We start from the raw sequence: 24,638 nt of genomic DNA on the forward strand, positions 1-24,638 counted from the left end.
CCCATATATAGTATTATTTTTGTGTTTTGTCAGAAAGGCTTGGGCAATAAATTGTCTTTGTATTAGCGTCTCTCCAAACTGACCCAAGGCCTTATGCGTACTTTACTTTCTAACCCCGGCACTGAAAAGTGACCGGGGTTCTTGTTTTACCAGCCCAAAGAGTTTGCGCCTTATCCTTGTCAGGCGCTGCCGCAGGTGCTGGCGCAGGCTGAAAGAGCAAGGAAAGCCTTCCGTAAGAAAAGGCTCCAAAGGGCGAAAAAATCCTACCTTAGCCAGCAAAACACTCCCGCTGATGGCTATGCGTACCCTCTTACTCTGCTCCCTTATTCTTCTGCTTTGCACCTGCGACCGCGCCACCTCTGAATCGGACCCGGAAGCTGAAAAAACTGCTGCTATGGAAGCTCCTTCTACGCCCGCTCCCGAATACGCCATGGTTATCCACGGCGGTGCCGGTACCATCCTGCCCGAAAACATGACGCCCGAGCGGGCCGCTGGCATCAAAGCAGCCATGAACGCCGCCCTTGATGCCGGAGAGGCCGTCCTCAAAGCCGGCGGCTCCGCCGCCGATGCCGTCGAGAAAACGATCTGGGTAATGGAAGACAGCCCCCACTTCAACGCCGGTAAGGGAGCCGTTTTTACCAACGCCGGCATCAACGAAATGGACGCCAGCTTCATGACGGGCCACGACCAAAACGCTGGCGCCATCGGCGGCGTCACCAACCTCAAGCACCCCATCAGCGGTGCCCGGGCCGTGCTGGAAAAGTCCGAACACGTCCTGCTATCCGGTAAAGGTGCCGAAGAATTCTCCATCCTGCAGGGACTGGAAACCGTCGACCCCAAGTACTTCTGGACCGAACACCGCTGGGCCGCCCTGCAGCGCGCCCTCGAAGGCGAAAAGGTAGAACAGGAAAAAATTGAAGGCAATCGTATCATCGAGGAAATTGACCGGAAGTACGGAACCGTCGGTTGCGTCGCCCTGGATAAATCCGGTAACCTCGCCGCCGGCACCTCCACCGGAGGCATGACCAACAAACGCTACAATCGCCTCGGAGACAGCCCCCTGATCGGCGCCGGCACCTACGCCGACAACGCCACCTGCGGCGTTAGCTGTACGGGATGGGGAGAGTTCTTCATCCGCTATGCTGTAGCCTACGATGTACACGCCCGTATGGCCTACGGAAACGCCTCCGTACAGGATGCTGCCGATGCCGTCATCAACAAAACCCTCGTAGAAAAAGGAGGCACTGGCGGCCTCATTGCCCTTGATGCAAAAGGCAACGTCGCCATGCCCTTCAATACGCCCGGTATGTACAGAGCTTACCTGAAGGCAGGGGGCGAACGGGAGATTTTCTTTTACAAAGAATAGTTTGTACCGCCGACTTTAGTCGGCGGAAAGCATCGACTAAAGTCGACGCTACAGCCCGAATTCCGCCCTCTTCTTCTTCGTCAACGACTTAATGATCAGGTCATAGCTGTGGTCAATGAGTTCTTTAATGAAGTCATCGCTGAGGTCTCCGTCTTCGATGTAGACCGTGTTCCAATGCTTTTTATTCATGTGCCAGCCGGGCTTCACCTCTTCGTGCTGCTCCCGTAGCTGAATGGCGTATTCGGGGTCGCATTTAAGGTTGACGCGCAGGTCTTCCTCATCGAGCCCCGTTACTGCAAACATTTTGCCCGCTGCTTTAAAGACCAGCGTGTCCGGACCAAAAGGAAGCCCTTCAGTGGTGGCCGCTTTAGACAGGCAGTAATCGCGGAGTTGTTCGAGATGCATGGTTGGTTCTTTGGTCTGTTAGTCTTTTGGACTACCGCTATTAGTAGGGTAGTTTTCAAATGTAGCAATTTACAGGAAACTCTTCCGTGGCGCAGCGGGCCCTGTGGAGCCTCCAAAATACGGCAATCTTCAGCGTCCACCTCCTCCTTCTGCGTGAGACCCTCCCTCGCTGCGCAGCAGGCCCTCTTTCCCCCTCTGCCTCTCTGCGTCCCTCTGCGTGAGATCCTCCCTGTCGCAAAGCGACCCTGTACCGCCTCCAAAATACAGCAGCCCCAAAAGACCAAAGAACCAAAAGACCAAACCTAGCCCTCCAACCTCCGCTGCAACTCTTCCAGGTCCACTCCCTTCGTCTCCGGCATCAGGAAATGAACGAAGAGTAACTGAAGCACCATACAGGCGGCAAATAGCGCGAAGATGGGCCCTTCGCCAAAGGTCGAGGCCAGTACCGGGAAGTTCCCCCCGATGATGGCGGCAAATACCCAGTGCGTAGCGGAGCCGAGCGACGCGCCCAGTCCCCGTACCTCATTACCGAATATCTCACTAAGGAAAACCCAGATCACGGCTCCCTGCCCAATGGCGTGGCTGCCAATGAAGACAAATAGCCAGACGGGCACAATGGCTCCACTGAGATTACCGGAGAAGAAGGCCCAGCTCACAGCTCCCAGTGAAATGATGTACCCAAAGGAACCGATGTACATCAGGTTACGCCGGCCGGCCCGGTCAATGAGGAACATCCCCAGCATGGTGAAGACGACATTGACGACACCGATGCCCACCGAAGACAGCAGCGAACTGCTGCGTTCCAGCCCCGCAGCTTCAAAAATGTCCGGCGCGTAATAGATGACAGCGTTAATGCCAGAAATCTGGTTGAAGAGCGCAAACAGAAAAGCGTAGAAGATCGGCTTGCGATATTTTTTGGTAAAAAAGGAGCTCAGGGCGACGGTTTCTTTCGTCGTGTTACTGGCTTCAATTGCGGCCATTTCCGACTCCGCTGTACCCGGGTCAATGATCCGGAGCACCTCCATCGCCTCTTCCTTTTCGCCAGCTTTAGTGATGAGCCAGCGCGGACTGCGCGGCACCCGAAAGAGCATCACCAGAAAGAGTAGGGCGGGCATAATTTCAATTCCCAGCATGAGGCGCCAATTATCCCCAAAACCCGCTGCGTCAACGGCATAGTTAGAGAAGTAAGCCACCAGAATACCAACGACCAGATTAAACTGAAAGGCCGCTACTAACTGCCCCCGGTACTTCGCCGGGGCGATTTCGGTTATGTACAAAGGCGCAACTACAGAGCTGGCGCCCACCCCTAATCCACCGATGAAGCGGGCAATGCTCAGCATCACTACGTCAGTAGCCAGGGCGGAGCCAATGGCGGAAACAAGGAACAATAGGCCAATACCGATCAGACTGGCCTTTCGTCCGAACTTATCCGCAGGGATGCCCCCGAAAATAGCCCCGATAACCGTTCCGTACAGAGCCGCTGCTACCATCTGACCAATGGCTACATCTCCTAATGCCCATTCAGCCTTAATGATGCCATTTACACCGCTGATGACAGCAGTATCGAAGCCAAACAGGAAACCTCCCAGCGCGACGGTAATCGACCAGGTCCAGACTTTTGCACTATTCATCAGACAGGGGAGTTCTCAATGCTATTATTCATCAGGCTGGGGCGGTAGAGCACCGTGCCTACGTAAAGGATGATGTTAAGGACTACGCCGACAATTGGTAATTCGCCCTCATGCAACCAGCTGAAGGCAATGATGCCGCCGATGTAACTGGCCGCCAGAATGATGCCCAGCAAGCGCCGCTTAGGGATCGTGATCAGCGCGGCAATGATGAATTCGATGACCGCCAAAATGTAGGGCGCCATGTCGTTACCAAAGCCTTTGGCTGCTTCTTCAGCGCCAACAATTTTAAGGACGCCCGTGATGGCCATAGCCACACCGATTAGAGAAATCATCCCTAATCCAATTTTTTCTTGTTTCATGATCGAATCTTTAGAGGGCTCAATCTATCCATTAATTAATGGGCGACCAAAAAAGTACAGGTTTTACAGCACTATGGCTACTCCACTTTATTCCCTCCCAGCAAATATCCCATAGCCGAAGGCGAATAGAGGGCGATGCCAACATAGAGTAGCGTATTTAGTACCAGCCCTGGAATGGGAACGCCACCCATCGTGAGCCACTCCGTCGCAATTACCCCGCCCAGATAACTGGCGCAGAGGAAAAATCCCAACTGCCGGGTGGTGGGTAGAAACATTGCCAATACGCAAGCCCATTCAATCAGTCCGACCCAAAGCGTGTTGGCGCCCAGCGCATTCACCATCATTTCTGCTCCGAATACTTTTGCGGTGCCACTGGCTAGTAGGGCCAGGCCCGCGAGACCCCAAAGGGCCAGTCCAATCTTTTCTCTGCTCATCATGAATGTGTTTTGTTTCCCTAAAATAAGCTTTAATGTAGGTACATTTAAGTCGTACGAGTATCTTTTCGGCATGAAATACTCCATCCAGCTTTTTCTTTTATTCTTGCTGCCCTTTATCCTGCCGGCGCAATCTTCCATTACCTACCTCCACTGCGGTCGTATTCTCGACGGGGTGGGAGGGGAGTTAACCGAGCAAACTATCGTGGTGGAAGATGGAAAAATCAGTCGTATTGAGGCAGGTTATGTGGGCGCTGCCGCAGGTGCAAAGGTGGTTGATTTAAAGCAGAGCACCGTCATGCCCGGTTTTATTGATCTGCACGTACACGTAGAGTCTGAGTTAAACCCCCGGGCCTACATTGAACGCTTCACCAAGAACCCCGCCGACGTCGCCCTCCGGGCCACGACCTACATGCGTAAGACCATCGCTGCTGGCTTCACCACCGTGCGTGACCTTGGGGGCAGCGGGGTAAATATCTCCTTGCGGGATGCCATTAACGAAGGCTATATCATCGGCCCCCGCATCTTTACGGCGGAGAAAGCCATTGCAACCACCGGCGGCCACGCCGACCCCTCCAATGGCCGCAACGAAGAACTGGCTTTTGATGCCGGGCCGGAGGCCGGCGTTGTTAATTCCGCCGACGAAGCCTGGAAGGCGGTCCGGACCCGCTATAAAAACGGAGCAGACTGCATCAAAATCACTGCCACCGGAGGGGTGCTCTCCGTTGCCAAAGACGGTCAGGGCGCTCAGTTCCGCAACGAGGAGCTGGAAGCTATTGTCACCGCGGCCAAAGAATACGGCATGCACACCGCCGCCCACGCCCACGGTGTTGGTGGAATGCAACGTGCCATCAAAGCTGGCATCACCACCATTGAGCACGGGACGCTGATGGACGATGAAACCGCTGACCTCATGATCGAATACGGGACTTACCTCGTGCCCACGCTCAGTGCCGGCTCCTACGTCGCCGAGAAAGCCAAAACCCCCGGCTTCTTTCCGGCCATCATCGTTCCCAAAGCCATCGAGATTGGCTCGCAGCAAAAAGAAATATTCACCCGAAACTACGCCCGCGGCGTGAAAATCGCTTTCGGCACCGACTCCGGAGTGAGCCCCCACGGAGACAATGCCAAGGAGTTTGGCTACCTCGTGGAATGTGGGGTTAAGCCCATGGACGCCATTATATCCGCCACGTCTACGGCCGCCATGATCCTGGGGCAAAAAGAAACGCTTGGGCAAATCAAACCCGGCTTTACCGCTGATATTGTGGCCGTGTTGGGTAATCCATTAGAGGATATTCATCTACTGGAAAAGGTGGATTTTGTGATGAAGGACGGGCGGAGAGTGAAGTGAGCCGATCAATGCAAAGTGTGCGGCCAACAACTTTTACGTACGATTGTCTCTGTCTTTGCATTCGTGTAGTAAGAACACAGAATAAATAATGCTGTATTTTGTGGTCGCAGGTGGATTGTCCTCCTCCGGATTTTAAGTATCGATCATGCAAAATTTACTTCGTTCTTGTTTTACTCTTCTTTTCTTTTTTACGCTTGCTGTTTCCTTTGCACAGATCAACGTTCGGCCGAGCGGAAGCAGTGGCAGCGGTTATCCGGCAATACTTGCCGCCGGGCTTGATTATGAGGACCCCGACTGTGTTCATACCACCTTCGGGCCACACATTACTCAACATTTTGATGAGTTGCTGCAGCGGAACGTTTTCCGTTTTCACAGCCACATTGAGGAAGATAACGATCGTTGCCGGGTCTTTGACCGCGTTCGTATGGAGATCAAAGGTGGGCCTAACACCAACCCGGAGGCCCAGCACCTGATCAATACCAGCTCCTGGTATCGCTGGAAGTTTAAGCTACCCGCTGACTTTGTGGGCACCTCTTCCTTTTGTCACATCTTTCAGAATAAACTCGTTGGCGGAGAGGATGCGGGTTTACCCATTCTGACCCTGACGGCCAGGGCTTCTGTCTTGCAGTTTAGTCACAGAGGCGGAGAAACGGGCACGGACCTCGGCGTGCTGACTCAGGCAGACCTTGACCTTTTCCGTGGCCGCTGGGTGGAAGTTTACCTTAGACAATTACACGCCGAAGCCGGAGAAGTAGAACTGAATATCCGCGACCTCAGCACCGGAGAGACCATTCTGGCCTACGAGAATAACAATATCGACCTCTGGCGAACGGGCGGCCAATACGACCGGCCGAAGTGGGGGATTTACCGCAGTAAGTCAGCGGTGCTGAAGGATGAAACGGCTGACTTTGCCGACTTCTGTATCTCCGAAAGCAGCGCCGCTCTTTGCCCGCCGGAGCCTACTCTAATTGCGGATACCGAAGCACCGACGAGCCCGCAGAATCTGGTCGCCAGTGAGGTGATGATCGCCTCACTGAACCTTAGTTGGGACGCAGCAACGGATAACATCGGAGTGGATGCTTACCGCCTCTTTCAGGACGGGACGGAAGTCTGGTCCGGGCAGGCAACATCAACCACGGTTAGTGGGCTTAGGGGCTCAACGACCTACGACTTTTCCGTCCGGGCAATTGACCCCTCAGGTAATGTTTCCGGCTTTAGCGATACGCTGTCCGTTACCACTACCGATTCAACGGCTCTGCCCGGGCTGCCCGGCAGTCCTTTTCCCGGAGATGGCGCCACGAATCAGAACACAGAAGCTACGCTCCGATGGAGTGGCGGCGATAATACGGTAAGCTATAACGTCTATTTTGGTACGGAGACGGACCCGCCGCTGGTCCGCAATCAAAGCGGAACGTCTTACGTGCCGGATTTAGCGGAATCGACCACTTATTACTGGCGCATCGGGGGAGTGAATGATTACGGAGAGACACTAAGCCCGCTGTGGACTTTCACTACGGGAACGGGTAACACGGATGCTCCCTGGTATCTCTTCCGGGGCAACGCCCGGCCGGAAGAGGAAGGCGACCTATGGGAACTTAATAATGCCCCCGATGCCCCCATCGTTGACGCTACGTCCACAGATCCGGCAGCGGCGGAAAACTCCTTCTATTCCTTCCATGATGCCAGCGGAGACAATTTCCGCTGGCGCTACCGCTATACGGAAAGCGATACTTCCATTACGGTAGTTGCCCGCTTTAAGGCCATCTCTCCGGAGGTCGACGGGATTAGCTTTTTTGAAATCCGGGGCTTCGGCTGGCGGGAGAAAGTCCGCATTAATCAGTCCTCCGTCAGACTGGAAAGATCGGTGTCGTCGGCCGAACGAGCATTGCCCTTTGACCTGAGTGAAGACTTTCATGTTATCAGAATTACGATGTCAGGACCAAACGTAACGGTCTATCTCGATGAAGACCCAGAGCCTTTTTTAATGGGCATTAGTGCGGAAGAAAACACCAGCGAATTTTTTGAATGGGGCAAATCTTCCGGACAGGAATATGGGGCTACCATTGACTGGATTGCCGTAACGGTTAACGGAGAGTATGCTCCGGGCGAAGGGGCGGAGCTGCCAGAGGACCTTGTGTTGAGCCGGGATGCAGCCCTGTCAGAAATCACTATTGACGAGGTGCCGATCGATACTTTTGCCCCGGATGTTACGACTTACTACTACGATTTCTCCTCCGGGGAATTACCGCTTATCGATTTTCAAACACGGTCCGCTTTGGCGAGCACTGAAGTGATGATGGAAGAAGGAACAAGCTCCATCATTCATACGATAAGTGTTACGGCCGAGGACGGTATTACTAAGCGGGATTACGTGGTCGTCGTGATCTTCCCGCTCTCTTCCGAAGACCCTGCCTTCGCCACCGTTCAACTCTTCCCTAACCCGGTAGAGAGCTTCCTGCAAGTGGATATGGGAGATCTGTCATTGGTTGGCGGAGAGATATTGCTCTACGAAAGTTCGGGGCGCTTTCTTCGGTCGTACCAACTTAATGGGGAGCCACGACTCGATCTTAGCGGCGTGAAACCCGGCCTTCACACTCTGCTCTTTCAACTGGCCGACGGCCGGAGTTTTGCCCGCCGGGTAACCATTCGCTGACGGTAACCAACGACCCTTTGACGGCGTTCCGCTTTGCACCTGCGGCCGCGCCTGTCCCTGTACTAGCGGATGGTATCCCGGAGAATCAGGCGGCCTTCAGTATCACTAATGTAGCTGTAGGTTATAGCAACGCTGCCATCTGTAAGCTTTTTTCTCTCGACATTCTCCAGCTTCAGCTTAAAGGGCATCTTCGCCCGGACGACGGAGTCTACGTATGTTGGTGTCCTTAATTCAAGGGGAATCTGTCGGAGTTGCACCGTCCTGGCAATGATGCTTTCGCGGCCGGCAATCCACCGATCATTACTGGAGGCGGTTGAAGTCGCGACTGTCTGATTATTATCTTTCATCGCCTGCCGGTCAGCATTTTCCCTGACGGGGCGGGTAGTCTTTACCTCTGGCGACGTAAGGTCATTTTCCCGGGCATCCTCCGTTGGTTGCGTGCTGGTCGTCCTCTTCGGCTCTTGTGGGGCATCCTCCTTTGCTTCATCGAGGGCTAATTGGTCCTCCTTGACGGGGGGCGCGACGACGGGCTCCTCAATGGCAACGGTCGTAGTAGTGTCTGTTCCTTCAGAAGGCAGGAACAGAAAGGTAGCGACTACGAGCACCAGGGCAAGTACGGCCGCACTCATCCAGCCGCCATACTGTTTTCGACCAGACTCTCTTTTGGGCGCTGGGGCAGGAGGTGGAGCATGGTCAACCCTACTCCCTCCATCGTTCGCCAGTATTATCTCAGGCGCAGGTAAGGGGCTGGCCGATGGGGCAGGAGCGACAATCGGTGGTGGTGGCGCAGAATAGGAAGATTCGACCGACGGCTCAAGCACCATCATTTCCTCTGCCACAATCTGTGGAGCGTCCATCACACGAATTAAAGGGGGCTCTACTTCTTCCGCCAGCTCTGCCGCAACCGTAATCGGGCGGCTGAGGACAATATTCTTCGTCCGTTCCTTTTCCCCGACCGTAATTAAAACCGATATCTTAAGTATCAGGTCGTGCTGTCCTTCCCGCAGCGGACGGACGTTGAAAACCCATTCGGTAGCCATAAATTCATCAACGACTTGCTCCCCGTCGGAAAGCAGCAGGATGTCAAAGGCCCGATTACCAGACGGGCAGGGGTCAAGAATTTCTACTTCCATCACCTCCGATACGGGGATTTCCTCCAGGGAGATACTATCGTCAAAGGGCAGGCCTTCCAGCACCTGGTTGAGCAGGTGTGCAATCCGGACCAGACATTTGTGCGTTTCCCGGACGGCCATCTTTGGGGGCACCTGATAGAGCAGGTGGCCTGGTTTTAACTCAGGGCGGCTCGTGCTGGCTTCCGTTGAAAAATCGTGAAGGGTGAGATGGTCAACGAAGGTGAGCAGGTCCAGCCGCAACTCGTTCCGCAAAATGGCCAGCTGATCCGTCGAGAGGGTGTTATTGATGTCGAAGTCAATAATATCATTGGCCCGTCCATTGAGAAGGGTGACCTGGTTGGCCTTGGGCCGGCCTGCCGGTAAGGCACCTTCCAGCAGGTGAAAGGCTGTTTCCAGGTCGGCGTCAGCTACCGCAAGGCGAATCTGGTCCTGTAGCTCACTTAACTGTTCGGGGGTGATAATGGGCATGAATCTCTTTATGGGTGAAGGCAAGATACGGTAATTGTGGCAGGGCTCCACGACGAAGGCGGATTAACCACAGAGGTACAAAGAGGTCGCCACAGAGGTACACAGAGTGATCATAACGTGGTACTATTCACTCATTCCTTCATTCTCTCCTTCTCTCATTCCTTCATTCACTCATTCACTCATTCACTCCTTTCCCTCACTCCGTCTTCAACCCAAAGGTCCGTTGCTCCAGAATTATCCGGCCACTGATCTCAATGCCGGCGGAGGAGAGCGTATCGGTCATCGGCCAGCTGGTCAGGTAAAGGTCTGCTTTAGCGGAATCCTGGACAAGGGGAATACCCGCCTTACGGAAATAGGGCAGGGCCGGGGAATAGTCTTTATGGTCAGGGATGTAAGTAGGGAGCTTCAGCTCAACCTGCTGGCTGAGGCGGTCGGGCCAGTTACGGCCCGTTTCAAAATAAGGATATACCTGTACCCAAAAGAACAGCACGCCGAGCATGCCCGACAGAATACTTCCGCCCAGGGAGAAATCCCGCTTGTCTCCGTAGAGGCCGATGACGCCCAGGAGCGAGAATATCCAGTAGGCAGCAGCCATACCCAGCGCGGCGCGGAAGCCCGCGCCCGCAAAGGTCAGCCCCGCACCGGAGAGCGCGAAAAAGGCCGCCAGGAAGGCCAGTACGAGGTGCAACACCGCTCCGCCGCGAACCCAGTCTTTCCAGGGGTAGTTGTTTTCCCGGAAGTAGAGCTGCATCTGCTTGCCGGCGACGACCGCCAGTAGAAGCGGTAAAACGAGCGACTGCGTCAGCAGCCCAATGCCCATCCCGCTCAGCAGCAGCTTGCTGCTTTGTTCGCCGCGCCGGACCTTGTAGACCACGTCCCGCAAACCAGCCATAAGCCAACCCATCAGCGGTAACATCCCCAGCAGACTATAGCCGATGAACTTGCCGTAGGCCAGTGGCTGCCCGCCCCAGAACCAGTAAGCGCGAATACCTTGATTGCCCTGTAGTAGCAGGATGACCAGTGGGATGGCGAGGAGGAAAAGCAGGTTCATCCATTGCTTACCGCCACCCATCAGGAGTCGGCCGGCCAGTATGGTGCCCAGGCCGAAGACGAGGGTCGAGAGTGGGGCGGCGATGCCACCCAGCAGCAGAAAGATGCCCGCTGGCAGCAGGTAGTTTTTCTCCCGGTCTGCTCCCGCCAGCAGAATCAACCAGAAGAAACCGGCCTGACCGAGCAGGGCCAGCGCGTCTGGCGTGGCCACTTTGCCGAAGAACGGCAGGTACAGGGACGCACCAGCACAGAGCAGGCTCATGCCGATGGCTTCCTTACCAAAGAGTTTACCCGCCCAACGAAAGGTGAATACGGCCGTGGCAATCAACGCGATGACAGAAATCAGGCGGGGGAATAACCAGATGGCCTGTGATTGGCTGTCGATGTTTTCTCCCAGCGGAAAGAGCAGCCCGTAGAGAAAAGAGAGCATGGAGTCGCCCCTTGCATTACTCAGCGCATGATCCAGAGAGTAGCTTTCAGCACCGGGCCAGGCGGTAATCACATCAAGACGCATCAAGAGAGCGGCGAAGAAAAAGAACGCACAGATCCACAGGAAAAACTGGAAACGGGAGGAGCGGGCCTGCGGCTCAGGCTGCTCGATGAAAGTCTTTTTTTTGCGGCTTTTTTTGGGCATGCTTCGGTAGTCTTGTAGTAGAGTAGTCTTGTAGGCGGTCGTTGGAAGCGGGATAGTGAATTTCTTATCCAGCGAACGTATTTCTTGCTTACCAGTCTACAAGACCACCACGGCGCAATCAGTTTTCGTTTTTCTTCAAAAACTCTTCCGCCAGGTTAAGAAAGTTCGTTGCTCCACGGCTGCCGGCGTTGATCATCACCACGGGCATGTGCATATTCGGGGCTTCGCTGATGCGGGCGTTGCGGTGGATGATGGTGTCAAAGACCTGATCGCCAAAGATGTCGCGGACTTTCTCTACCACCATATTGGCCAGGCGGAGGCGGCGGTCATACATGCTGAGCAGGATGCCCTCAATTTTCAGGGAGGGGTTGAGTTGCTGCTGCACCAGGGAGATGGTGTTTTGCAGTTTGGTCAGTCCTTCAAGGGCAAAATACTCACACTGAACGGGCACCAGCACGGTATCGGCTGCCGTCAGCGCATTGATCGTAATGAGGCCAAGGCTGGGCAGGCAATCGATGATGATGTAGTCGTACTTGTCGCGTAATTTTTCCGTGATGTTGTTTTTCATCACGTCTTCGCGGCGGAAACGATTGATGAGCTCCACCTCAGCACCCACCAACTGAATGCCTGCAGGAATGAGGTGCAGGTTGGGCGTTTCTGTTTCGTAGATGACTTCGTCAACGTCGAGATCATTGACCAGTACTTCGTAGATGGTGGCCTCCAGCTCGTCCGATGGGATGCCAACGCCGGTGCTGGCGTTGCCCTGAGGGTCAGCATCTACGAGCAGCACCTTACGCTCCAGAATAGCGAGGCTTGCGGCAAGATTGATGGCGGTAGTGGTTTTTCCCACGCCCCCCTTCTGATTGGCAATTGCGATGACTTTTCCCATGGGCTTGTTTCAGGCGGCGAAGTTAGGGAATTAGTCGAGGAGTCAAGGAGTCAGGGAGTCAGAAAGTCAAATAGTCAGTTGGCCTACCACTCGTATTCGTGCGTGTCGAAGGTTTGATTAGTAGACGAATAAGGGCGCGGACGCAGGTGCAGGGGAAGTTGGAGAGGCAGAGAGACTGCTGCTCAATGACCTTTAGTAACGGTTTTCCTTGCTTTCAGGCTTTCTTTGCACCTGCGTTAGCGCCACTTGCTAAGCTTATCGAAGTGTCTGGGTTCTATCCACCAAAATAACAATATCTTTGCGCCTTTAAGACAACCACTGGTCAACCAGTATGTTAACAGCGGTAAGAAAGCAAATAGAATGGGTCGGAAGGATCGTAAGATGATATTTAAAACACCGGAGGAGATTGAACGCAGCCGCGTTGCCTGTCTCCTGGTGACAAAGACTTTAACGGAAGTTGGTAAGATGCTCCGCCCGGGACTTACGGGCAAAGAAATCGACACTTTCGCCGAGGAGTTTATCCGGGACCACGGCGCCGTCCCCGGTTTCAAGGGGCTCTATGGTTGTCCTTCCACCTTGCTGGTGAGTCGCAACGAAGAAGTGGTACATGGCCTGCCGGACGAAAACCAGGTCTTCAAAGACGGTGATATTTTAAGTATCGACTGTGGAACGATCGTCAATGAATTCTACGGAGACGCCGCCTATACTTTCTGTGTGGGCGACGTTGCTGAAGACGTAATGGAACTCTGCCGCCACACCAAGCATTCGCTTTATCTTGGTATCGATGCTGCCCGTGAAGGGAAAAGGGTAGGGGACATCAGCTTTGCTATTCAGCAGTATACGGAAAAAGTAGGCGGTTACGGTGTAGTGCGGGAGTTGGTGGGCCATGGCCTGGGGCGCAGTCTGCATGAAGCCCCCGACGTGCCGAACTTTGGCAAACGCGGGCGTGGGCCCGTCCTGAAGTCTGGTCTCATCATCGCCATTGAGCCGATGACCACGCAGGGCCGTAAAGACGTTCACAGCCGCTCCGATGGTTGGACGATCGTTACCCGTGACGGTAAGCCCGCTGCTCACTACGAACATTCCATCGCCATCACAAAAGGAGGTGGCCCCGCTGACCTGATGAGTGACCACCGGCCCATCGAGGAGGCCATCCGGAACAATCCCAACCTGAAGGAGGTAGACAATCTGGACGAAGAGCTCGTGGAGCGTTACCAGCCAATGGCAATGATGGGAGAGTAGTACTTCTTCGCGATCTGATTATGGTTTTCTGAAAATTTTGTTTGGGTGGAACGACTTGTCCCTCAGGCAAAATTTTTGTAGGTCAGGCTGCCCCCCGGCAAAATATATTGTATACAACAATGCGATAGAGGGCTGCTTTCGTTTTTGAACGCTGGCAGGAAGGAGCCGTGGAAGTAACTGCAAGTCAACCACTTCGGACTTTTAGGCCTTTACTTAGTGAAAACTATTCTATAAACATTTGGGCAGGTAAAATGAAAAGACTACCTTTGCCCTCCGAAATTTAAAACATGTCCAAGAAAAACCTGATTAAGCAGGATGGCGTGATCGAAGAAGCCTTGTCTAACGCAATGTTCCGCGTAAGGCTTGAAAACGACCACGAAATCAAGGCCACAATCTCCGGAAAGATGCGGATGCACTACATCAAAATCCTTCCGGGTGATAAGGTAGCAGTGGAGATGAGCCCCTACGATCTCAGCCGCGGGCGAATCACTTACCGTTACAAATAAGTGACTTGCAGCGCCTGCGATTAAACCGGTTAGAATAAACTAATTTATTATGAAAGTAAGACCATCCGTCAAGAAGCGTTCGGTCGATTGCAAAATCGTCCGTCGTAAAGGCAAAGTCTACGTCATTAACAAGAAGAACCCTAAGTTCAAGCAACGTCAGGGATAAGCCTTAAGCGACAATTACTATGGCACGAATAGCAGGTGTTGACCTCCCGCGTAACAAACGCGGTATTATTAGTCTGACTTACGTTTTTGGCGTAGGTTCTACCCTTGCCGGAGAGATTCTGGACAAGGCCGGTGTAGATCATAACACCAAAGTGGTAGACTGGACTGACGAGAATATCCGTACGATCTCTAACCTCATTACCAACGATTATAAGGTAGAGGGTGATCTGAGAACGGAAATTCAAACTAATATTAAGCGTCTTATGGACATTGGCTGCTTCCGCGGCCTTCGTCACCGTAAAGGCCTGCCTCTGCGCGGACAGCGTACGCAGACGAACGCCCGTACACGTAAGGGTAAGCGTAAGACAGTAGCGAACAAGAAAAAAGTTACTAAGTAATGGCTAAGAGAACAGTAGCTGGCCGCGGCAATAAGCGTAAGGTCAAAGTAGAGAATGAAGGACTGGCTTATATCCAGGCTTCTTTCAACAACATTATCATCACCATTACTAACAAGCAGGGTGACGTGATCAGTTGGGGTACCGCCGGTAAGGAAAAGTTCCGCGGTTCCAAGAAGAGCACGCCCTACGCTGCTCAGGTAGCTTCCGGTAACGCAGCCCGTACGGCTTACGAACTGGGACTCCGCGTAGTTGAGGTATACGTTAAAGGCCCTGGCAGTGGTCGTGAAGCCGCTATTCGCGCGCTTGATGGTGCTGGTATCCGCGTCTCTAAGATCAAAGACGTTACGCCAATGCCTCACAACGGCTGTCGCCCTCCTAAGCGTCGTCGCGTCTAATCCTAATCTAAAATCACTTCCCCGCTCACCTTATTGGTAGATGGGAATAAAGACCCCAGGTCACTATGGCTAGATATACTGGTCCTAAGGCTAAAAAAGCCCGCGCTCTTGGCGAACCGATTTTCGGTTACAGCCGCGCCTTCGAAAAGAAGAAATACAAGCCCGGTCAACACGGTAACACCCGTGGCAAGCGTCGTCAGCCCTCTGACTACAAGCTTCAGCTCACGCAGAAGCAGATTGCCAAGTTCACTTACGGTGTACTCGAGCGGCAGTTCCGCAACTTGTTCGAAAAAGCTCAAGCCAGTCGTGGTATTACCGGTGAGGTACTGCTGCAGCTGCTCGAAGCCCGCCTGGACAACGTGGTATTCCGCCTCGGCCTCGCGCCAACGCGCCGTGCTGCCCGTCAGTTGGTTTCTCACCGTCACATTATGGTGAATGGTCGTTTGAACAACGTTCCTTCTACTCAGCTTCGCCCGGGAGATGTCGTCTCTGTTCGTGGCAAGTCTCAGGGAATGGACGTTATTCGTGATACCGTCAACGGTAAGAGCGAAGTTCGTAACTTCGGTTGGTTGTCTTTCCAGCAGGATAAGATGGAAGGTACCTTCCTGGCTTACCCTGAGCGCGACAACATTCCGGAGAAAATCAACGCTCAGCTGATCGTTGAACTTTACTCTAAGTAAAACGTACTCTTCTTTCGCCCGCTACTTATAACGGTGAGCGAAAGAGCCCCCCTCGGGTGGCATTATGGTCCATCCCGCCCCGGACCGCCATCCAGTCCCCAGCCAGGCCTTCGGCCCGCTGGGGACAAATTAATTTAGCGTCCCAGGTGTTTACCGGCTCCTTTTAGCCGGTGTAACCTCACTCAAAGATCAAATTGACATATGAGCAGTATTCTGAACTTCCAGAAGCCGGACAAAATCACGATGCAAAAAGCGGATGATTTTCAAGGCACTTTTGAATTCAAGCCCCTGGAACCCGGTTTCGGCCAAACCATCGGTAATTCCCTTCGTCGTGTGCTTCTGAGCAGCCTGGAAGGTTTTGCTGTTTCTGCTATCCGTATTGCCGGTGTAGACCATGAGTTCTCTACCATCAGAGGGGTGACCGAAGATGTAGTGGAAATCATTCTTAACCTCAAGCAGGTGCGCCTCAAGCAGGTTATCCAAAGCGAGGAGAGCGAAGCAGAAGAAAAGATCTATCTGACCATCAGCGGCAAAGAGCAGTTTACGGCTCAGGACATTGATGACCACACCAACGTGTTCAAGGTGATGAACCCTGAACTGTTGATCTGTACGATGGAGTCTTTCGTCAACCTGGAAGTTGAGCTTACGGTCACGAAGGGTCACGGTTACGTTCCAGCGGATGACAGCCTGTCGAAGAATGCACCCATCGGTGTTATTCCGGTTGACGCCATCTACACGCCCATCAAGAACGTAGCTTACCGCGTGGAAAGCACTCGTGTTGGTCAGCGGACGGACTACGAAAACCTGATCCTCGACGTTAAGACTGACGGTACCATCCACCCGGAGGATGCCGTACGGGAAGCTGCTAACATCGTTATCCAGCACCTCGTATTGATTACCAACGAAGAGATTGTATTCGAAAAAGGTGGAACCCGCGAGGAGACCATCGTTGACGAGCACATCCTGCACATGCGCAAGTTGCTCAAGACGAGCCTGGAAGATCTCGATCTTTCCGTTCGCGCTTACAACTGTCTTAAGGCAGCCAAAATTAACAGCCTCGGCGAACTCGTTCGCTACGACACGCACGAACTGCTCAAGTTCCGCAACTTCGGTAAGAAGTCGCTCGTAGAAATCGAAGAACTGCTGGTAGAAAAAGGTTTGACCTTCGGGATGGACCTTAGCAAGTACAAGCTGGACGAAGAGTAAGGTAGTCCGGTAGTGCTTGTAGTCTGGTAGGCTGACGCACGTTGGAGGTGTTACTCAATGAAACACATTGCCGCCTATAAAATGCGGCAGCCTACAAGACTACCAAACTACAAGGCTAAAACAGGGCCGTTCGTAACCCGAACGCTATTATAAACAACAACGGTAATAACCCACGCGGGGAACAGGTGCCCGACCTGTGCTGAACCGCAAGCAAGTGTTGCCGGCAAAACCACTGAGACATGCGTCACGGTAAGAAATTCAACCACTTGGGTCGCAAGAGCGCCCACCGCAAAGCTACGCTTCGCAACATGGTCATCGCCCTCATCACGCACAAGCGGATCAACACCACCCTGGCTAAGGCCAAGGCGCTGCGGACCTTCGCTGAGCCCCTGATCACGAAGGGAAAGACGAATGACATGCACAACCGCCGTACCGTATTCAGCTACCTGCAAAATAAGGAAGCGGTTACGGAACTGTTCACTGAAATTGGCCCCAAAGTGGCTAACCGCCCCGGTGGTTACCTGCGGGTGATCAAGACTGGCTTCCGGATGGGAGACGGTGCTGAGACAGCCATGATCGAATTCGTTGACTACAACGATGTATACACCAAGGGTGACAAGAAGAAAGGTGGTAAGACCCGCCGTAGCCGCCGTGGTGGTGGAGGTGCTAAGAAAGCTGCTGCCGCAGCGGCACCAGCTGCTGCTGAAGAAGAGTAGTCTTCTTTCAACAATGATTAAGGGAAAACCCGGAAGTGCTGTATGGCGCTTTCGGGTTTTTTCGTTTGGGGAGACCCTGCTTGCATGGTAGCTTTCCTTGCACCTGCGGTGAGCGCCCTGTGCGTAAAACTTCCTCCCCAAACCAAAAGCCGGCTCCCTCCCGAAGGAGAGAGCCGGCGCTACATTAATAGGGAAACGTTCATGGGATTAAAATCTGTCACGGCAGGAAAGGCCCGCCGGCAGTGGATTGAAAATTTGTTGTAGGGTTCCGGGTGTAAGTGGTCAAACAAAAGCAATACACAGGAAGAGATCGCAAGCAGGGCTAATGTCTTACCTTCGGGCAGGATTTTTTATCAACTATTTTTTCACCGTCCACCCATACGTATGCAAGAGCATCCGGATTCTCGTTTTCTGGTAGCGTTGCGGGAGAATGATTCTGCCACATTAGAGGAGTTGTACCAGACGTGCAGCCCGGGGATCACCCAGTGGGTCTTGAACAATAATGGAACCGTTGCTGATGCCAGCGACTTATTTCAGGAGGCGCTCATTAGCTTGCACCGAAGCGCGCATAAAGCTGATTTCCGGCTGACCTGCCCGATCAATGCACTAGTCTTTACAATTTGCCGAAACCAGTGGATCAGTCAGTTGCGTGGAAAAAAGAAGGAAGCGGAGGTAAGAAAAGCGGAAGCGGAACGATATCTACCTGAACCCGCGACGGTTTCGGCCTATGAGCGGTGGGAAAACGATGAACTGGAAAAGCAGCGCCTGGATAAGGCTTTGAGTCAGCTTTCCGAAACCTGTCAGAAGTTACTTCGCCTGTTAGGGCGGGGTATTTCTTCCAGCGAGGCCGCAGAACGGCTGGGAATGCCGAATGCCAACACCGTCTACCGCCGTAAAAATGCCTGCCTGACCCGCTGGCGGGAATTGTTTGACAGCCAAAGGTGAAAAGATGAAAGAAGAAGACTACCTGGAAATCGAGGCTTACCTGCAGGGGGAACTCTCAGCGGAGCGAAAAGCTGCAGTAGAAGAGCGGGTAACATCCGATCCTGCTTTTGCCACGGCACTCGCTGAGCGAAGACAGCTACACGAGCATCTCAAAGCGGAGGCCGGAGAAGCCTCCCTGCGGGCTACCCTGAATCCAATGGGCGCAAAGTATTTCCCTGAACGGGAAGAAGAGCCAGCCGTTGTTCGACAGCTTCGCCCGGCAGCGGGCCGTAGCCGGCGTTGGTGGATAGGTATTGCGGCGGCTGCCGCCATCGCACTGGCGGTTATTGCCGGAGGGCAGTTTATGGGAGAGGCTGATCATTATGAGCAGTTTGCTCAGCACGAGCCACTTTCCCTGACTGAACGGGGAGACTCTGGCAACCTGGCCACCCAGGCCGAAACGGCTTACAATAGCGGAGAGTATACCGACGCCATCAGCTTGTTGCGGGAATACCTGGTCGTGCAATCGGATGATGAGCGCGCACGCCTGGCCCTGGGAGTTTCCTTATTGGAAGAAGACCGGGACGAAGAGGCCATCAGTCTCTTCAAAGAGATTGTCGATACGAACTCCACACTGGCTCCCTACGGAAATTGGTATTTGGCACTGGCTGCGGTAAAACGGGGAGAAACGGCTAAGGCCAAGGACTTTTTGGATCTCATCCCCGCTTCCGACCCTTATCTTACGGAGCGAGCTGACCGATTACGGGCTGCTCTATAAGCTGGCTGTGTGCATCTGTAAGCCTTACTGCCCAATTGGGTAAGTATCTTTTTGTTAGTTTTCACTACGCTTTTATTGACCTGGCAGGCATGTGTTTTGCCCTTGTTTTATGTTTTTGCTGCCTGGCTGATTTATCATCCCAAGACTCAATTGTACAAACATGCGAAGAATAATAACAAAGCAACTGTTGTTCCTTTTTCTGCTATCAGTTTCCACGCTGAGCGGGCAATTTTTACAGGAACCTTTCAATGCAGGCTTAAACAACTGGACGCCCAACGGCTCCTGGGGCTGGAACGCCAACGGTGCAGCAGATACGGTGTTTACGGCTGATTGGCGTGGCAGAACGGCCATACGATCCTTCTCAGAAGGTGGAGCAGCCCTTTTTGCCAACCCGGAGCAGGACGCACAATTGCTCTCCCCAACGGTTGATATTCCGGGAGGAACAAGTGGTCTGTTCCTGAGCTTCTATCAGTACATCAGGAGTAATGGCGGACAGGGAAGAGTGATCATCCGTGACGGAGGAGGAATTGTTTTACGGGAAATTGAGCTACTGCCGGAGTTGACACCGGGAGAAGAAACCTCATCCGGAGATTACCGCATTATTGACTTAACGGACTTACTGCCCGGACTTAACCGGGTGCAAGTGGAGTTTGATGTGGAAGGAGGCCTGTTTTTCTGGCTGTTGGATGATGTCCGTTTGTCAGAGACCCGGCCACCCCGGCCTACTTTCCCCCGCTCAGTCGGGCAGTCGCTGGAAGATTATGGCATCCCCTTTGTCGTAGACTCTGCTGGTGGCGCAGCGGTGCCGTATCAGCTCGTACTTGATTTTATGCCGTCGATTTCCCAGGCGGAAAGGGACAACATCCGGATGCAACTCGGAGCTGTTCGGGTGCAATCCTGCGTCTGCGACCGGCTGGAACTGTGGGAGTTGCCGGGAGGGAACTTCTTTGACCCCGTTTCCGGGGAGGTGCTCGGAGACCCGGGTGATATTCTGGAACGTGTACTCGGCGGAGGCTCCTCCGGAACCATCGATGAAGTGGAACTCAATTATTACAACTTCAACGAACTACAGAACCAGCCACCGGCTCCGGCCATGCCACTAACGGCGGCAGATATTTCTTCCTTCAGTCCGGCTCCGGCTGGTGCAATCAACATTGCCATTCTGGATACTGGCCTCGACTATGACCATCCTGACCTGGCCGGCTATGTCTTTAGAAGCGATGATGGCATCGGCGACGGCGGAGATCAGGACGGTAACTGCAACGTGGATGACCCGATGGGCTGGAACTACGTGGACGATAACAACAACCCGCAGGATGACCATAGCCATGGTACTCACATCGCTGGTGTCATTGCGGAAACGCTGGCGGATTGTGATAACTGTGATTTCCGAATTATTCCCTACAAAACCCATAATAGCTATGGAGTAGGAACACTCTTCGCGGCTTCTTGCGGCGTCCTGCAGGCCGCCGTGCAAGACAATGCAGCGGTGATCAATGCCAGCTGGGGCTTCTATGGTGGTGGTGGAACGATTTTGCGCAATGCCATCGATACGGCAGGAAGTTACGGAGCGCTCGTTTTGGCGGCCGTAGGCAATGACTCACTGAATTTGATTGCGGATCAGCAGAACCCCGCAACTACTTCCCTGAACAATGTGGTGGGCGTAGGAGCTTACTTCCTCAACGGATCTGCCGAAGCGGAAATAGCTCCCTTCTCCAATTTCAATGCCTCCTTCGTTGATCTGCTGGCTCAAGGTGTTGAGATCGAGAGTAGTGTGCCCGGTGGCGGACGAGGCCTTAAGAGCGGGACATCCATGGCCACGCCGGCCGTTACGGCCGTGGCGGCACTGTACACCTGCGAGAATGGCAAAAACACCGTAGCTACTAAAAATTACTTGCTCTCCTCGGCTACTAAGGAGCCCGGTAGCCTCGGGCTTTTTGTCCTGGATGGTAACCTGTTAAAACCCGCAGCCCCCTGCGACGAAGAACCTGAAATCAGCCGCCCTTCCACCAATACCGGCTTTGGCGTAAGCTTTGACGGCACCACGGGAAATGCCGTGCTGACGGCTTTCTCAGATCTTCAGGCGGGGGAAGTAAGTTTGCTCGGTAAGGCCGGAAATCTTATTGCTAAAGAGACGGATGTGTTCCTGACCAAAGGGAGTAAACTGAGCTTTTCGCTGGATGGTCAGCCGGATGGTGGATACCTCATGGTGGTCCGGCAGGGAGACCGGGTGAGAGTGGAGAGTTTGGTAAAGCGGTGATGAAAAGGCATTTTTGTGGGAGTTAATAACGCTATGTATAGTTGTCGCCTGCCGTTTTTACTCCTCTTACTCTGCGCTTTTAGCGGAGCGAAGGCGCAGTGCCCTACGGTGGAAGACTTGCGGGAGAGACTCTTTGCGGGTGGTGACCACCATCCTGGTGTAGCGGATTCCGTGCGGATTGTTTGCCCTACTTCTGCGGATTCTTTGGCTTCCGTTTATTACAGCCGGAGCGCTTATTTCTTCGGTAAAGAAAATCTGGAAGACGCCATCGGGATGGGGGAGTTGGCCCTGGTGGAATTCCGGAAAGCCCAACCGCCGGGCGAAGAGAAATTGATGCTGGGCCGGATCAACTATAATCTGGGTTTGTTTCATTCCCGGCGGGCAGAATATCAACGGGCCCGGGCGTACTATCAGGAAGCCAGCCGGGTGTTTTCATTGGTAGAGCATAAGGAGAAGAATAAGCGCTGGCTGCGCAGCTTGCTCGACCTGGGCTACATGAATAATTTACTGGGCAATTTTGAAGAGGGCGCGCGTCATTTGGAAATCGTAAAAGAGCGTGGGGCAGCGGAGGGTTTCCCCTTTTTTACGGCGGAGGCTAATCGCCTCTTGGGGGAGCAATTACTGGAGCGTGGGGAGCTGGGCGCGGCCGCAGGTGCAACGGAAGTTGCGCTGGCGCAGCTCGAAGCCCTCGGCGTAGAACGCTGGGTGTATGCTACGGGGATCAACCTGGCCAATATCCGCTACAAGCAAGGGCAATACGCCGCCGCCCGCCGGGCCCTCGGCCCGGCCCGGAAGGTGCAGGATTACCTGCCGCTTACGGACCTGAGCCGAATGCAAAGCCTGCTCGCCCTGCTGGCACTTAAAACAAATGCTCCGGAGGAAGCTGAGCGCTGGTACGACGAAAACCGGAGCATTGCGCTGGAAGAAGAAGACCCTCTGTTCATCGCTCAGGCCTATGACAATGGTGCAGAAGTGGCCTTGCAACGAAAAGACTATGATGAGGCGATTAACCGGGTAGGGGAGGCCATTGCTCAACTGGCACCCGGTTTTCGGATGACGGGCGAGCGGCTCGCCCCCACCACCGAACAGCTGCGGGCCAGCCCCTACAAAATAGATCTACTTGTCTATCTCCGAGACTTGTCCCGCATGCTGGAGTCCGCTGGCCGCCCGGCGGATGCCCTTGAAGTACTCTACGCTGCGGACGGACTGACCGACGAAATCCGCGCCGGTCTGGCTGGTGAGGTGGGCCAGCTCTTCTGGCGTAAGCGGGCGATGCCCATCTACGAACGAGCCATCCGGCTGTCACAACAGATGGAGGAGCCGGAACAAGCCCTTCACTTTTTCGAGAAAAGCCGGGCGGTGTTGCTGCTGCAGTCGCTGGCGGAGGCGGATGCCCTGCAGCAATTGCCGGAAGGGGATGCCTCCCGTTTGTCCCGGCTAACGAACCTGCTGCTGGAGCAGCAGCGAGAGCAGTTTGACCTTATGCCGGAGGGGCGGGAAGCTGGCCAGGCCGCCCTGTTGGCGGCTCGCGATAGCCTTGCGTCCCTGCGGAGGGAACTGGCCGTTCGCTATCCGGGCATCATGGGGGCCAGTGTGGAGACAGATGTCCTCGGGGAGGAAGCGGCCCGGGCCCAGCTTTCGGCACTGGGCTATGATCGGCAGCTGGCTTACTTTCTCGGCGAGCAGGAAGCTTTCCTGCTGGTTCTGACCCCTACGGATAGCGAAGTCATTTCTCTGGGGGCAACGGATAGCTTGGAAGCTGCCGTAGGGGAAATGCTCGAATTTTTCACCTCCGCCGGAAAGATCGACGGCGGAGCCGGAGACTATCTGCGGGCCGCGCACACTGCCTATGAACTTCTCCTGGCACCTGCGGGGAGCGCCCCCAATGAGCGCTTACTCATTGTGCCTGATGGCCTGCTCGCTTACCTGCCATTCGCTGCCCTGATCACGGAAGCGGGGGCTTCTGATGTCGCCACGGCCCCCTATTTGTTACGCCGGAACCTGCTGAGTTACGCGCAGTCAGCTACCGTGCTTGCCCGGCAGAACAAAGCCGACCGCCGGGTCAATACGAGCGCCTACTGCTTCGCTCCTTTCACCGAAACCACGGCCAATGAAACTGCTCCAACCCTGGCTTTCAGCCAAGTGGAAGCGGATGCGCTTAGTCCTTACACAAGCGTGGAACGTACTGCCGGCTCCGCTACCCGATCCGCTTTTCTGAAGGAAGCCAGTTCGCACAGCCTCCTGCACCTGTCCACCCATGCCTACGCTAACCGCAGCGGCGAAGAGCCTGCCCGCATCCTGACGGCCGATGCGCCGCTCTACCTGCCCGATGTCTACGCCCTGCGCCTGCCCGCAGCGCTCGTTACCCTCAGCGCCTGCCAAAGTAACATCGGGCCGCTGGCCCGGGGCGAGGGCGTGCTGGGCCTGGGGCGGGCCTTCACGGCTGCCGGTGCTCGTGGTGTTGTGGCCAGTCTTTGGTCGCTCAACGACCGGGCTACCGCCGGAGTTGTCACTACTTTCTACGAAGAACTCGCCGGCGGAGCACCAAAACCCGATGCGCTGCATCGGGCCCAGCTTGCTTACCTCGATCGAACAGATATCCCCGCCTACCTCAAATCTCCCTACTACTGGGCCGGACTTACCTATTACGGAGATGCCGGCACGCTGCCTGCGGGCAATTTTCCCTGGTGGATGGCGGGGGTTGGTGTTCTGTTGCTGGGATTGGGTATTTGGTGGTGGCGGAGGTGAATCTGAATTTGAGATATTGGACCTTCCGGTGCTGGCTTCGCCGCTTTTGCGTGCCCTGGTTAGATCTTGCCCTTTCCTTTGCGAGGCACTCCATCGCTGGCTTCGCCGCTCTTACGTACCTCGCTAAAAGTTTAGATCCGTCCCTATCGGGACTACGGGTTGTTTTGAGGCGTTAAATCTATCGTTATGTTTGGGGTTTGATGGGAAGCGTTCGATTTTATCGCATATCGCATATCGCATATCGCAT

At 54.2% G+C, this 24,638-nt stretch carries 22 protein-coding genes; 15 read left to right on the plus strand and 7 right to left on the minus strand.

Annotated features, from left to right (window positions below; all coding sequences use genetic code 11):
• Positions 1-298 precede the first annotated feature (298 nt).
• The gene (locus BM123_RS09855) at positions 299-1,366 is read left to right on the plus strand and encodes an isoaspartyl peptidase/L-asparaginase family protein (protein WP_090167953.1); all 1,068 of its coding nucleotides are present in this window, start codon (positions 299-301) and stop codon (positions 1,364-1,366) included.
• 48 nt (positions 1,367-1,414) lie between these two features.
• Here BM123_RS09855 and BM123_RS09860 read toward each other — a convergent pair whose 3' ends face one another.
• The 4 genes from BM123_RS09860 to BM123_RS09875 all read right to left on the minus strand — a co-directional run bounded on the left by BM123_RS09860 (position 1,415) and on the right by BM123_RS09875 (position 4,198).
• Positions 1,415-1,771 carry an MmcQ/YjbR family DNA-binding protein gene (locus BM123_RS09860; protein WP_090167809.1) on the minus strand — a complete coding sequence of 119 codons (357 nt, stop codon included), beginning with the start codon at positions 1,769-1,771 and terminating at the stop codon, positions 1,415-1,417.
• A 302-nt stretch (positions 1,772-2,073) separates the two neighbouring features.
• Positions 2,074-3,402 carry a sugar porter family MFS transporter gene (locus tag BM123_RS09865; protein ID WP_090167811.1) on the minus strand — a complete coding sequence of 443 codons (1,329 nt, stop codon included), beginning with the start codon at positions 3,400-3,402 and terminating at the stop codon, positions 2,074-2,076.
• Positions 3,402-3,761: a hypothetical protein gene (locus BM123_RS09870; protein ID WP_090167812.1), complete on the minus strand. Its 360-nt coding sequence runs from the start codon at positions 3,759-3,761 to the stop codon at positions 3,402-3,404. Before BM123_RS09870 ends, BM123_RS09865 begins: the two co-directional genes overlap by 1 nt.
• 77 nt (positions 3,762-3,838) lie before the next feature.
• Entirely contained in the window at positions 3,839-4,198 is a 360-nt protein-coding gene (locus tag BM123_RS09875) for a hypothetical protein (protein ID WP_139211830.1), read from the minus strand.
• A 70-nt stretch (positions 4,199-4,268) separates the two neighbouring features.
• Here BM123_RS09875 and BM123_RS09880 point away from each other — a divergent pair, with 70 nt between their 5' ends.
• Together BM123_RS09880 and BM123_RS09885 are read left to right on the plus strand one after the other, a co-directional pair.
• On the plus strand, positions 4,269-5,546 hold the full coding sequence (locus BM123_RS09880) for a metal-dependent hydrolase family protein (protein ID WP_090167817.1): 1,278 nt from the start codon (positions 4,269-4,271) through the stop codon (positions 5,544-5,546).
• Between the two features lie 145 nt (positions 5,547-5,691).
• A complete protein-coding gene (locus tag BM123_RS09885) occupies positions 5,692-8,199 on the plus strand; it encodes a fibronectin type III domain-containing protein (protein ID WP_090167819.1) in 2,508 nt (835 codons plus the stop codon).
• Positions 8,200-8,261: 62 nt separating this feature from the next.
• Here the strand turns inward: BM123_RS09885 and BM123_RS09890 are convergent, their stop codons facing one another.
• The 3 genes from BM123_RS09890 to BM123_RS09900 form a co-directional block, all read right to left on the minus strand.
• The gene (locus BM123_RS09890; RefSeq protein WP_090167821.1) at positions 8,262-9,800 is read right to left on the minus strand and encodes a hypothetical protein; all 1,539 of its coding nucleotides are present in this window, start codon (positions 9,798-9,800) and stop codon (positions 8,262-8,264) included.
• A 196-nt stretch (positions 9,801-9,996) separates the two neighbouring features.
• Positions 9,997-11,484: an ArnT family glycosyltransferase gene (locus BM123_RS09895; RefSeq protein ID WP_090167823.1), complete on the minus strand. Its 1,488-nt coding sequence runs from the start codon at positions 11,482-11,484 to the stop codon at positions 9,997-9,999.
• A gap of 118 nt (positions 11,485-11,602) precedes the next feature.
• Positions 11,603-12,373, minus strand: coding sequence for a ParA family protein (locus BM123_RS09900; protein WP_090167825.1), 771 nt, complete (start codon positions 12,371-12,373; stop codon positions 11,603-11,605).
• A gap of 360 nt (positions 12,374-12,733) precedes the next feature.
• On the opposite strand from BM123_RS09900, the gene map reads away from it, so the two are divergent.
• The 12 genes from map to BM123_RS09965 all read left to right on the plus strand — a co-directional run bounded on the left by map (position 12,734) and on the right by BM123_RS09965 (position 24,391).
• Positions 12,734-13,615: a type I methionyl aminopeptidase gene (gene map / locus BM123_RS09905; RefSeq protein ID WP_175489319.1), complete on the plus strand. Its 882-nt coding sequence runs from the start codon at positions 12,734-12,736 to the stop codon at positions 13,613-13,615.
• Between the two features lie 287 nt (positions 13,616-13,902).
• The gene (infA, locus tag BM123_RS09910; RefSeq protein WP_020569089.1) at positions 13,903-14,121 is read left to right on the plus strand and encodes a translation initiation factor IF-1; all 219 of its coding nucleotides are present in this window, start codon (positions 13,903-13,905) and stop codon (positions 14,119-14,121) included.
• A gap of 49 nt (positions 14,122-14,170) precedes the next feature.
• Positions 14,171-14,287, plus strand: a complete 117-nt coding sequence (gene rpmJ, locus BM123_RS09915) for a 50S ribosomal protein L36 (protein ID WP_071596776.1) — start codon at positions 14,171-14,173, stop codon at positions 14,285-14,287.
• A 19-nt stretch (positions 14,288-14,306) separates the two neighbouring features.
• Positions 14,307-14,684: a 30S ribosomal protein S13 gene (gene rpsM, locus BM123_RS09920; RefSeq protein WP_090167827.1), complete on the plus strand. Its 378-nt coding sequence runs from the start codon at positions 14,307-14,309 to the stop codon at positions 14,682-14,684.
• Complete coding sequence (gene rpsK, locus BM123_RS09925; protein WP_090167829.1) at positions 14,684-15,079, plus strand: 30S ribosomal protein S11; 396 nt, start codon at positions 14,684-14,686, stop codon at positions 15,077-15,079. Before rpsM ends, rpsK begins: the two co-directional genes overlap by 1 nt.
• A gap of 65 nt (positions 15,080-15,144) precedes the next feature.
• Positions 15,145-15,759 carry a 30S ribosomal protein S4 gene (gene rpsD, locus BM123_RS09930; RefSeq protein WP_090167830.1) on the plus strand — a complete coding sequence of 205 codons (615 nt, stop codon included), beginning with the start codon at positions 15,145-15,147 and terminating at the stop codon, positions 15,757-15,759.
• A gap of 201 nt (positions 15,760-15,960) precedes the next feature.
• Positions 15,961-16,965: a DNA-directed RNA polymerase subunit alpha gene (locus tag BM123_RS09935; protein WP_090167832.1), complete on the plus strand. Its 1,005-nt coding sequence runs from the start codon at positions 15,961-15,963 to the stop codon at positions 16,963-16,965.
• 239 nt (positions 16,966-17,204) lie between these two features.
• Positions 17,205-17,681, plus strand: coding sequence for a 50S ribosomal protein L17 (rplQ, locus tag BM123_RS09940; RefSeq protein WP_090167834.1), 477 nt, complete (start codon positions 17,205-17,207; stop codon positions 17,679-17,681).
• Between the two features lie 384 nt (positions 17,682-18,065).
• Complete coding sequence (locus tag BM123_RS09950; protein WP_090167838.1) at positions 18,066-18,626, plus strand: RNA polymerase sigma factor; 561 nt, start codon at positions 18,066-18,068, stop codon at positions 18,624-18,626.
• A gap of 4 nt (positions 18,627-18,630) precedes the next feature.
• Positions 18,631-19,383, plus strand: a complete 753-nt coding sequence (locus tag BM123_RS09955; protein ID WP_090167840.1) for an anti-sigma factor — start codon at positions 18,631-18,633, stop codon at positions 19,381-19,383.
• A 160-nt stretch (positions 19,384-19,543) separates the two neighbouring features.
• Positions 19,544-21,643 carry a S8 family serine peptidase gene (locus BM123_RS09960; RefSeq protein WP_090167843.1) on the plus strand — a complete coding sequence of 700 codons (2,100 nt, stop codon included), beginning with the start codon at positions 19,544-19,546 and terminating at the stop codon, positions 21,641-21,643.
• A gap of 15 nt (positions 21,644-21,658) precedes the next feature.
• Positions 21,659-24,391, plus strand: a complete 2,733-nt coding sequence (locus tag BM123_RS09965; RefSeq protein ID WP_139211831.1) for a CHAT domain-containing protein — start codon at positions 21,659-21,661, stop codon at positions 24,389-24,391.
• Positions 24,392-24,638 lie beyond the last annotated feature (247 nt).

Source organism: Neolewinella agarilytica (assembly GCF_900110645.1).
Classification (GTDB): domain Bacteria; phylum Bacteroidota; class Bacteroidia; order Chitinophagales; family Saprospiraceae; genus Neolewinella; species Neolewinella agarilytica.

What these genes read in the sequence shown, in the direction of transcription:
- rpmJ (WP_071596776.1), top strand. Translation starts at nt 14,171, where the DNA reads ATGAAAGTAAGACCATCCGTCAAGAAGCGTTCGGTCGATTGCAAAATC.
- BM123_RS09885 (WP_090167819.1), top strand. Translation starts at nt 5,692, where the DNA reads ATGCAAAATTTACTTCGTTCTTGTTTTACTCTTCTTTTCTTTTTTACG.
- BM123_RS09895 (WP_090167823.1), bottom strand. Translation starts at nt 11,484, where the DNA reads ATGCCCAAAAAAAGCCGCAAAAAAAAGACTTTCATCGAGCAGCCTGAG.
- BM123_RS09935 (WP_090167832.1), top strand. Translation starts at nt 15,961, where the DNA reads ATGAGCAGTATTCTGAACTTCCAGAAGCCGGACAAAATCACGATGCAA.
- BM123_RS09865 (WP_090167811.1), bottom strand. Translation starts at nt 3,402, where the DNA reads ATGAATAGTGCAAAAGTCTGGACCTGGTCGATTACCGTCGCGCTGGGA.
- BM123_RS09880 (WP_090167817.1), top strand. Translation starts at nt 4,269, where the DNA reads ATGAAATACTCCATCCAGCTTTTTCTTTTATTCTTGCTGCCCTTTATC.
- BM123_RS09875 (WP_139211830.1), bottom strand. Translation starts at nt 4,198, where the DNA reads ATGATGAGCAGAGAAAAGATTGGACTGGCCCTTTGGGGTCTCGCGGGC.
- infA (WP_020569089.1), top strand. Translation starts at nt 13,903, where the DNA reads ATGTCCAAGAAAAACCTGATTAAGCAGGATGGCGTGATCGAAGAAGCC.
- BM123_RS09960 (WP_090167843.1), top strand. Translation starts at nt 19,544, where the DNA reads ATGCGAAGAATAATAACAAAGCAACTGTTGTTCCTTTTTCTGCTATCA.
- BM123_RS09950 (WP_090167838.1), top strand. Translation starts at nt 18,066, where the DNA reads ATGCAAGAGCATCCGGATTCTCGTTTTCTGGTAGCGTTGCGGGAGAAT.
- BM123_RS09900 (WP_090167825.1), bottom strand. Translation starts at nt 12,373, where the DNA reads ATGGGAAAAGTCATCGCAATTGCCAATCAGAAGGGGGGCGTGGGAAAA.
- BM123_RS09890 (WP_090167821.1), bottom strand. Translation starts at nt 9,800, where the DNA reads ATGCCCATTATCACCCCCGAACAGTTAAGTGAGCTACAGGACCAGATT.
- rpsK (WP_090167829.1), top strand. Translation starts at nt 14,684, where the DNA reads ATGGCTAAGAGAACAGTAGCTGGCCGCGGCAATAAGCGTAAGGTCAAA.
- rpsD (WP_090167830.1), top strand. Translation starts at nt 15,145, where the DNA reads ATGGCTAGATATACTGGTCCTAAGGCTAAAAAAGCCCGCGCTCTTGGC.
- BM123_RS09860 (WP_090167809.1), bottom strand. Translation starts at nt 1,771, where the DNA reads ATGCATCTCGAACAACTCCGCGATTACTGCCTGTCTAAAGCGGCCACC.
- BM123_RS09855 (WP_090167953.1), top strand. Translation starts at nt 299, where the DNA reads ATGCGTACCCTCTTACTCTGCTCCCTTATTCTTCTGCTTTGCACCTGC.
- BM123_RS09870 (WP_090167812.1), bottom strand. Translation starts at nt 3,761, where the DNA reads ATGAAACAAGAAAAAATTGGATTAGGGATGATTTCTCTAATCGGTGTG.
- BM123_RS09955 (WP_090167840.1), top strand. Translation starts at nt 18,631, where the DNA reads ATGAAAGAAGAAGACTACCTGGAAATCGAGGCTTACCTGCAGGGGGAA.
- rpsM (WP_090167827.1), top strand. Translation starts at nt 14,307, where the DNA reads ATGGCACGAATAGCAGGTGTTGACCTCCCGCGTAACAAACGCGGTATT.
- map (WP_175489319.1), top strand. Translation starts at nt 12,734, where the DNA reads ATGGGTCGGAAGGATCGTAAGATGATATTTAAAACACCGGAGGAGATT.
- rplQ (WP_090167834.1), top strand. Translation starts at nt 17,205, where the DNA reads ATGCGTCACGGTAAGAAATTCAACCACTTGGGTCGCAAGAGCGCCCAC.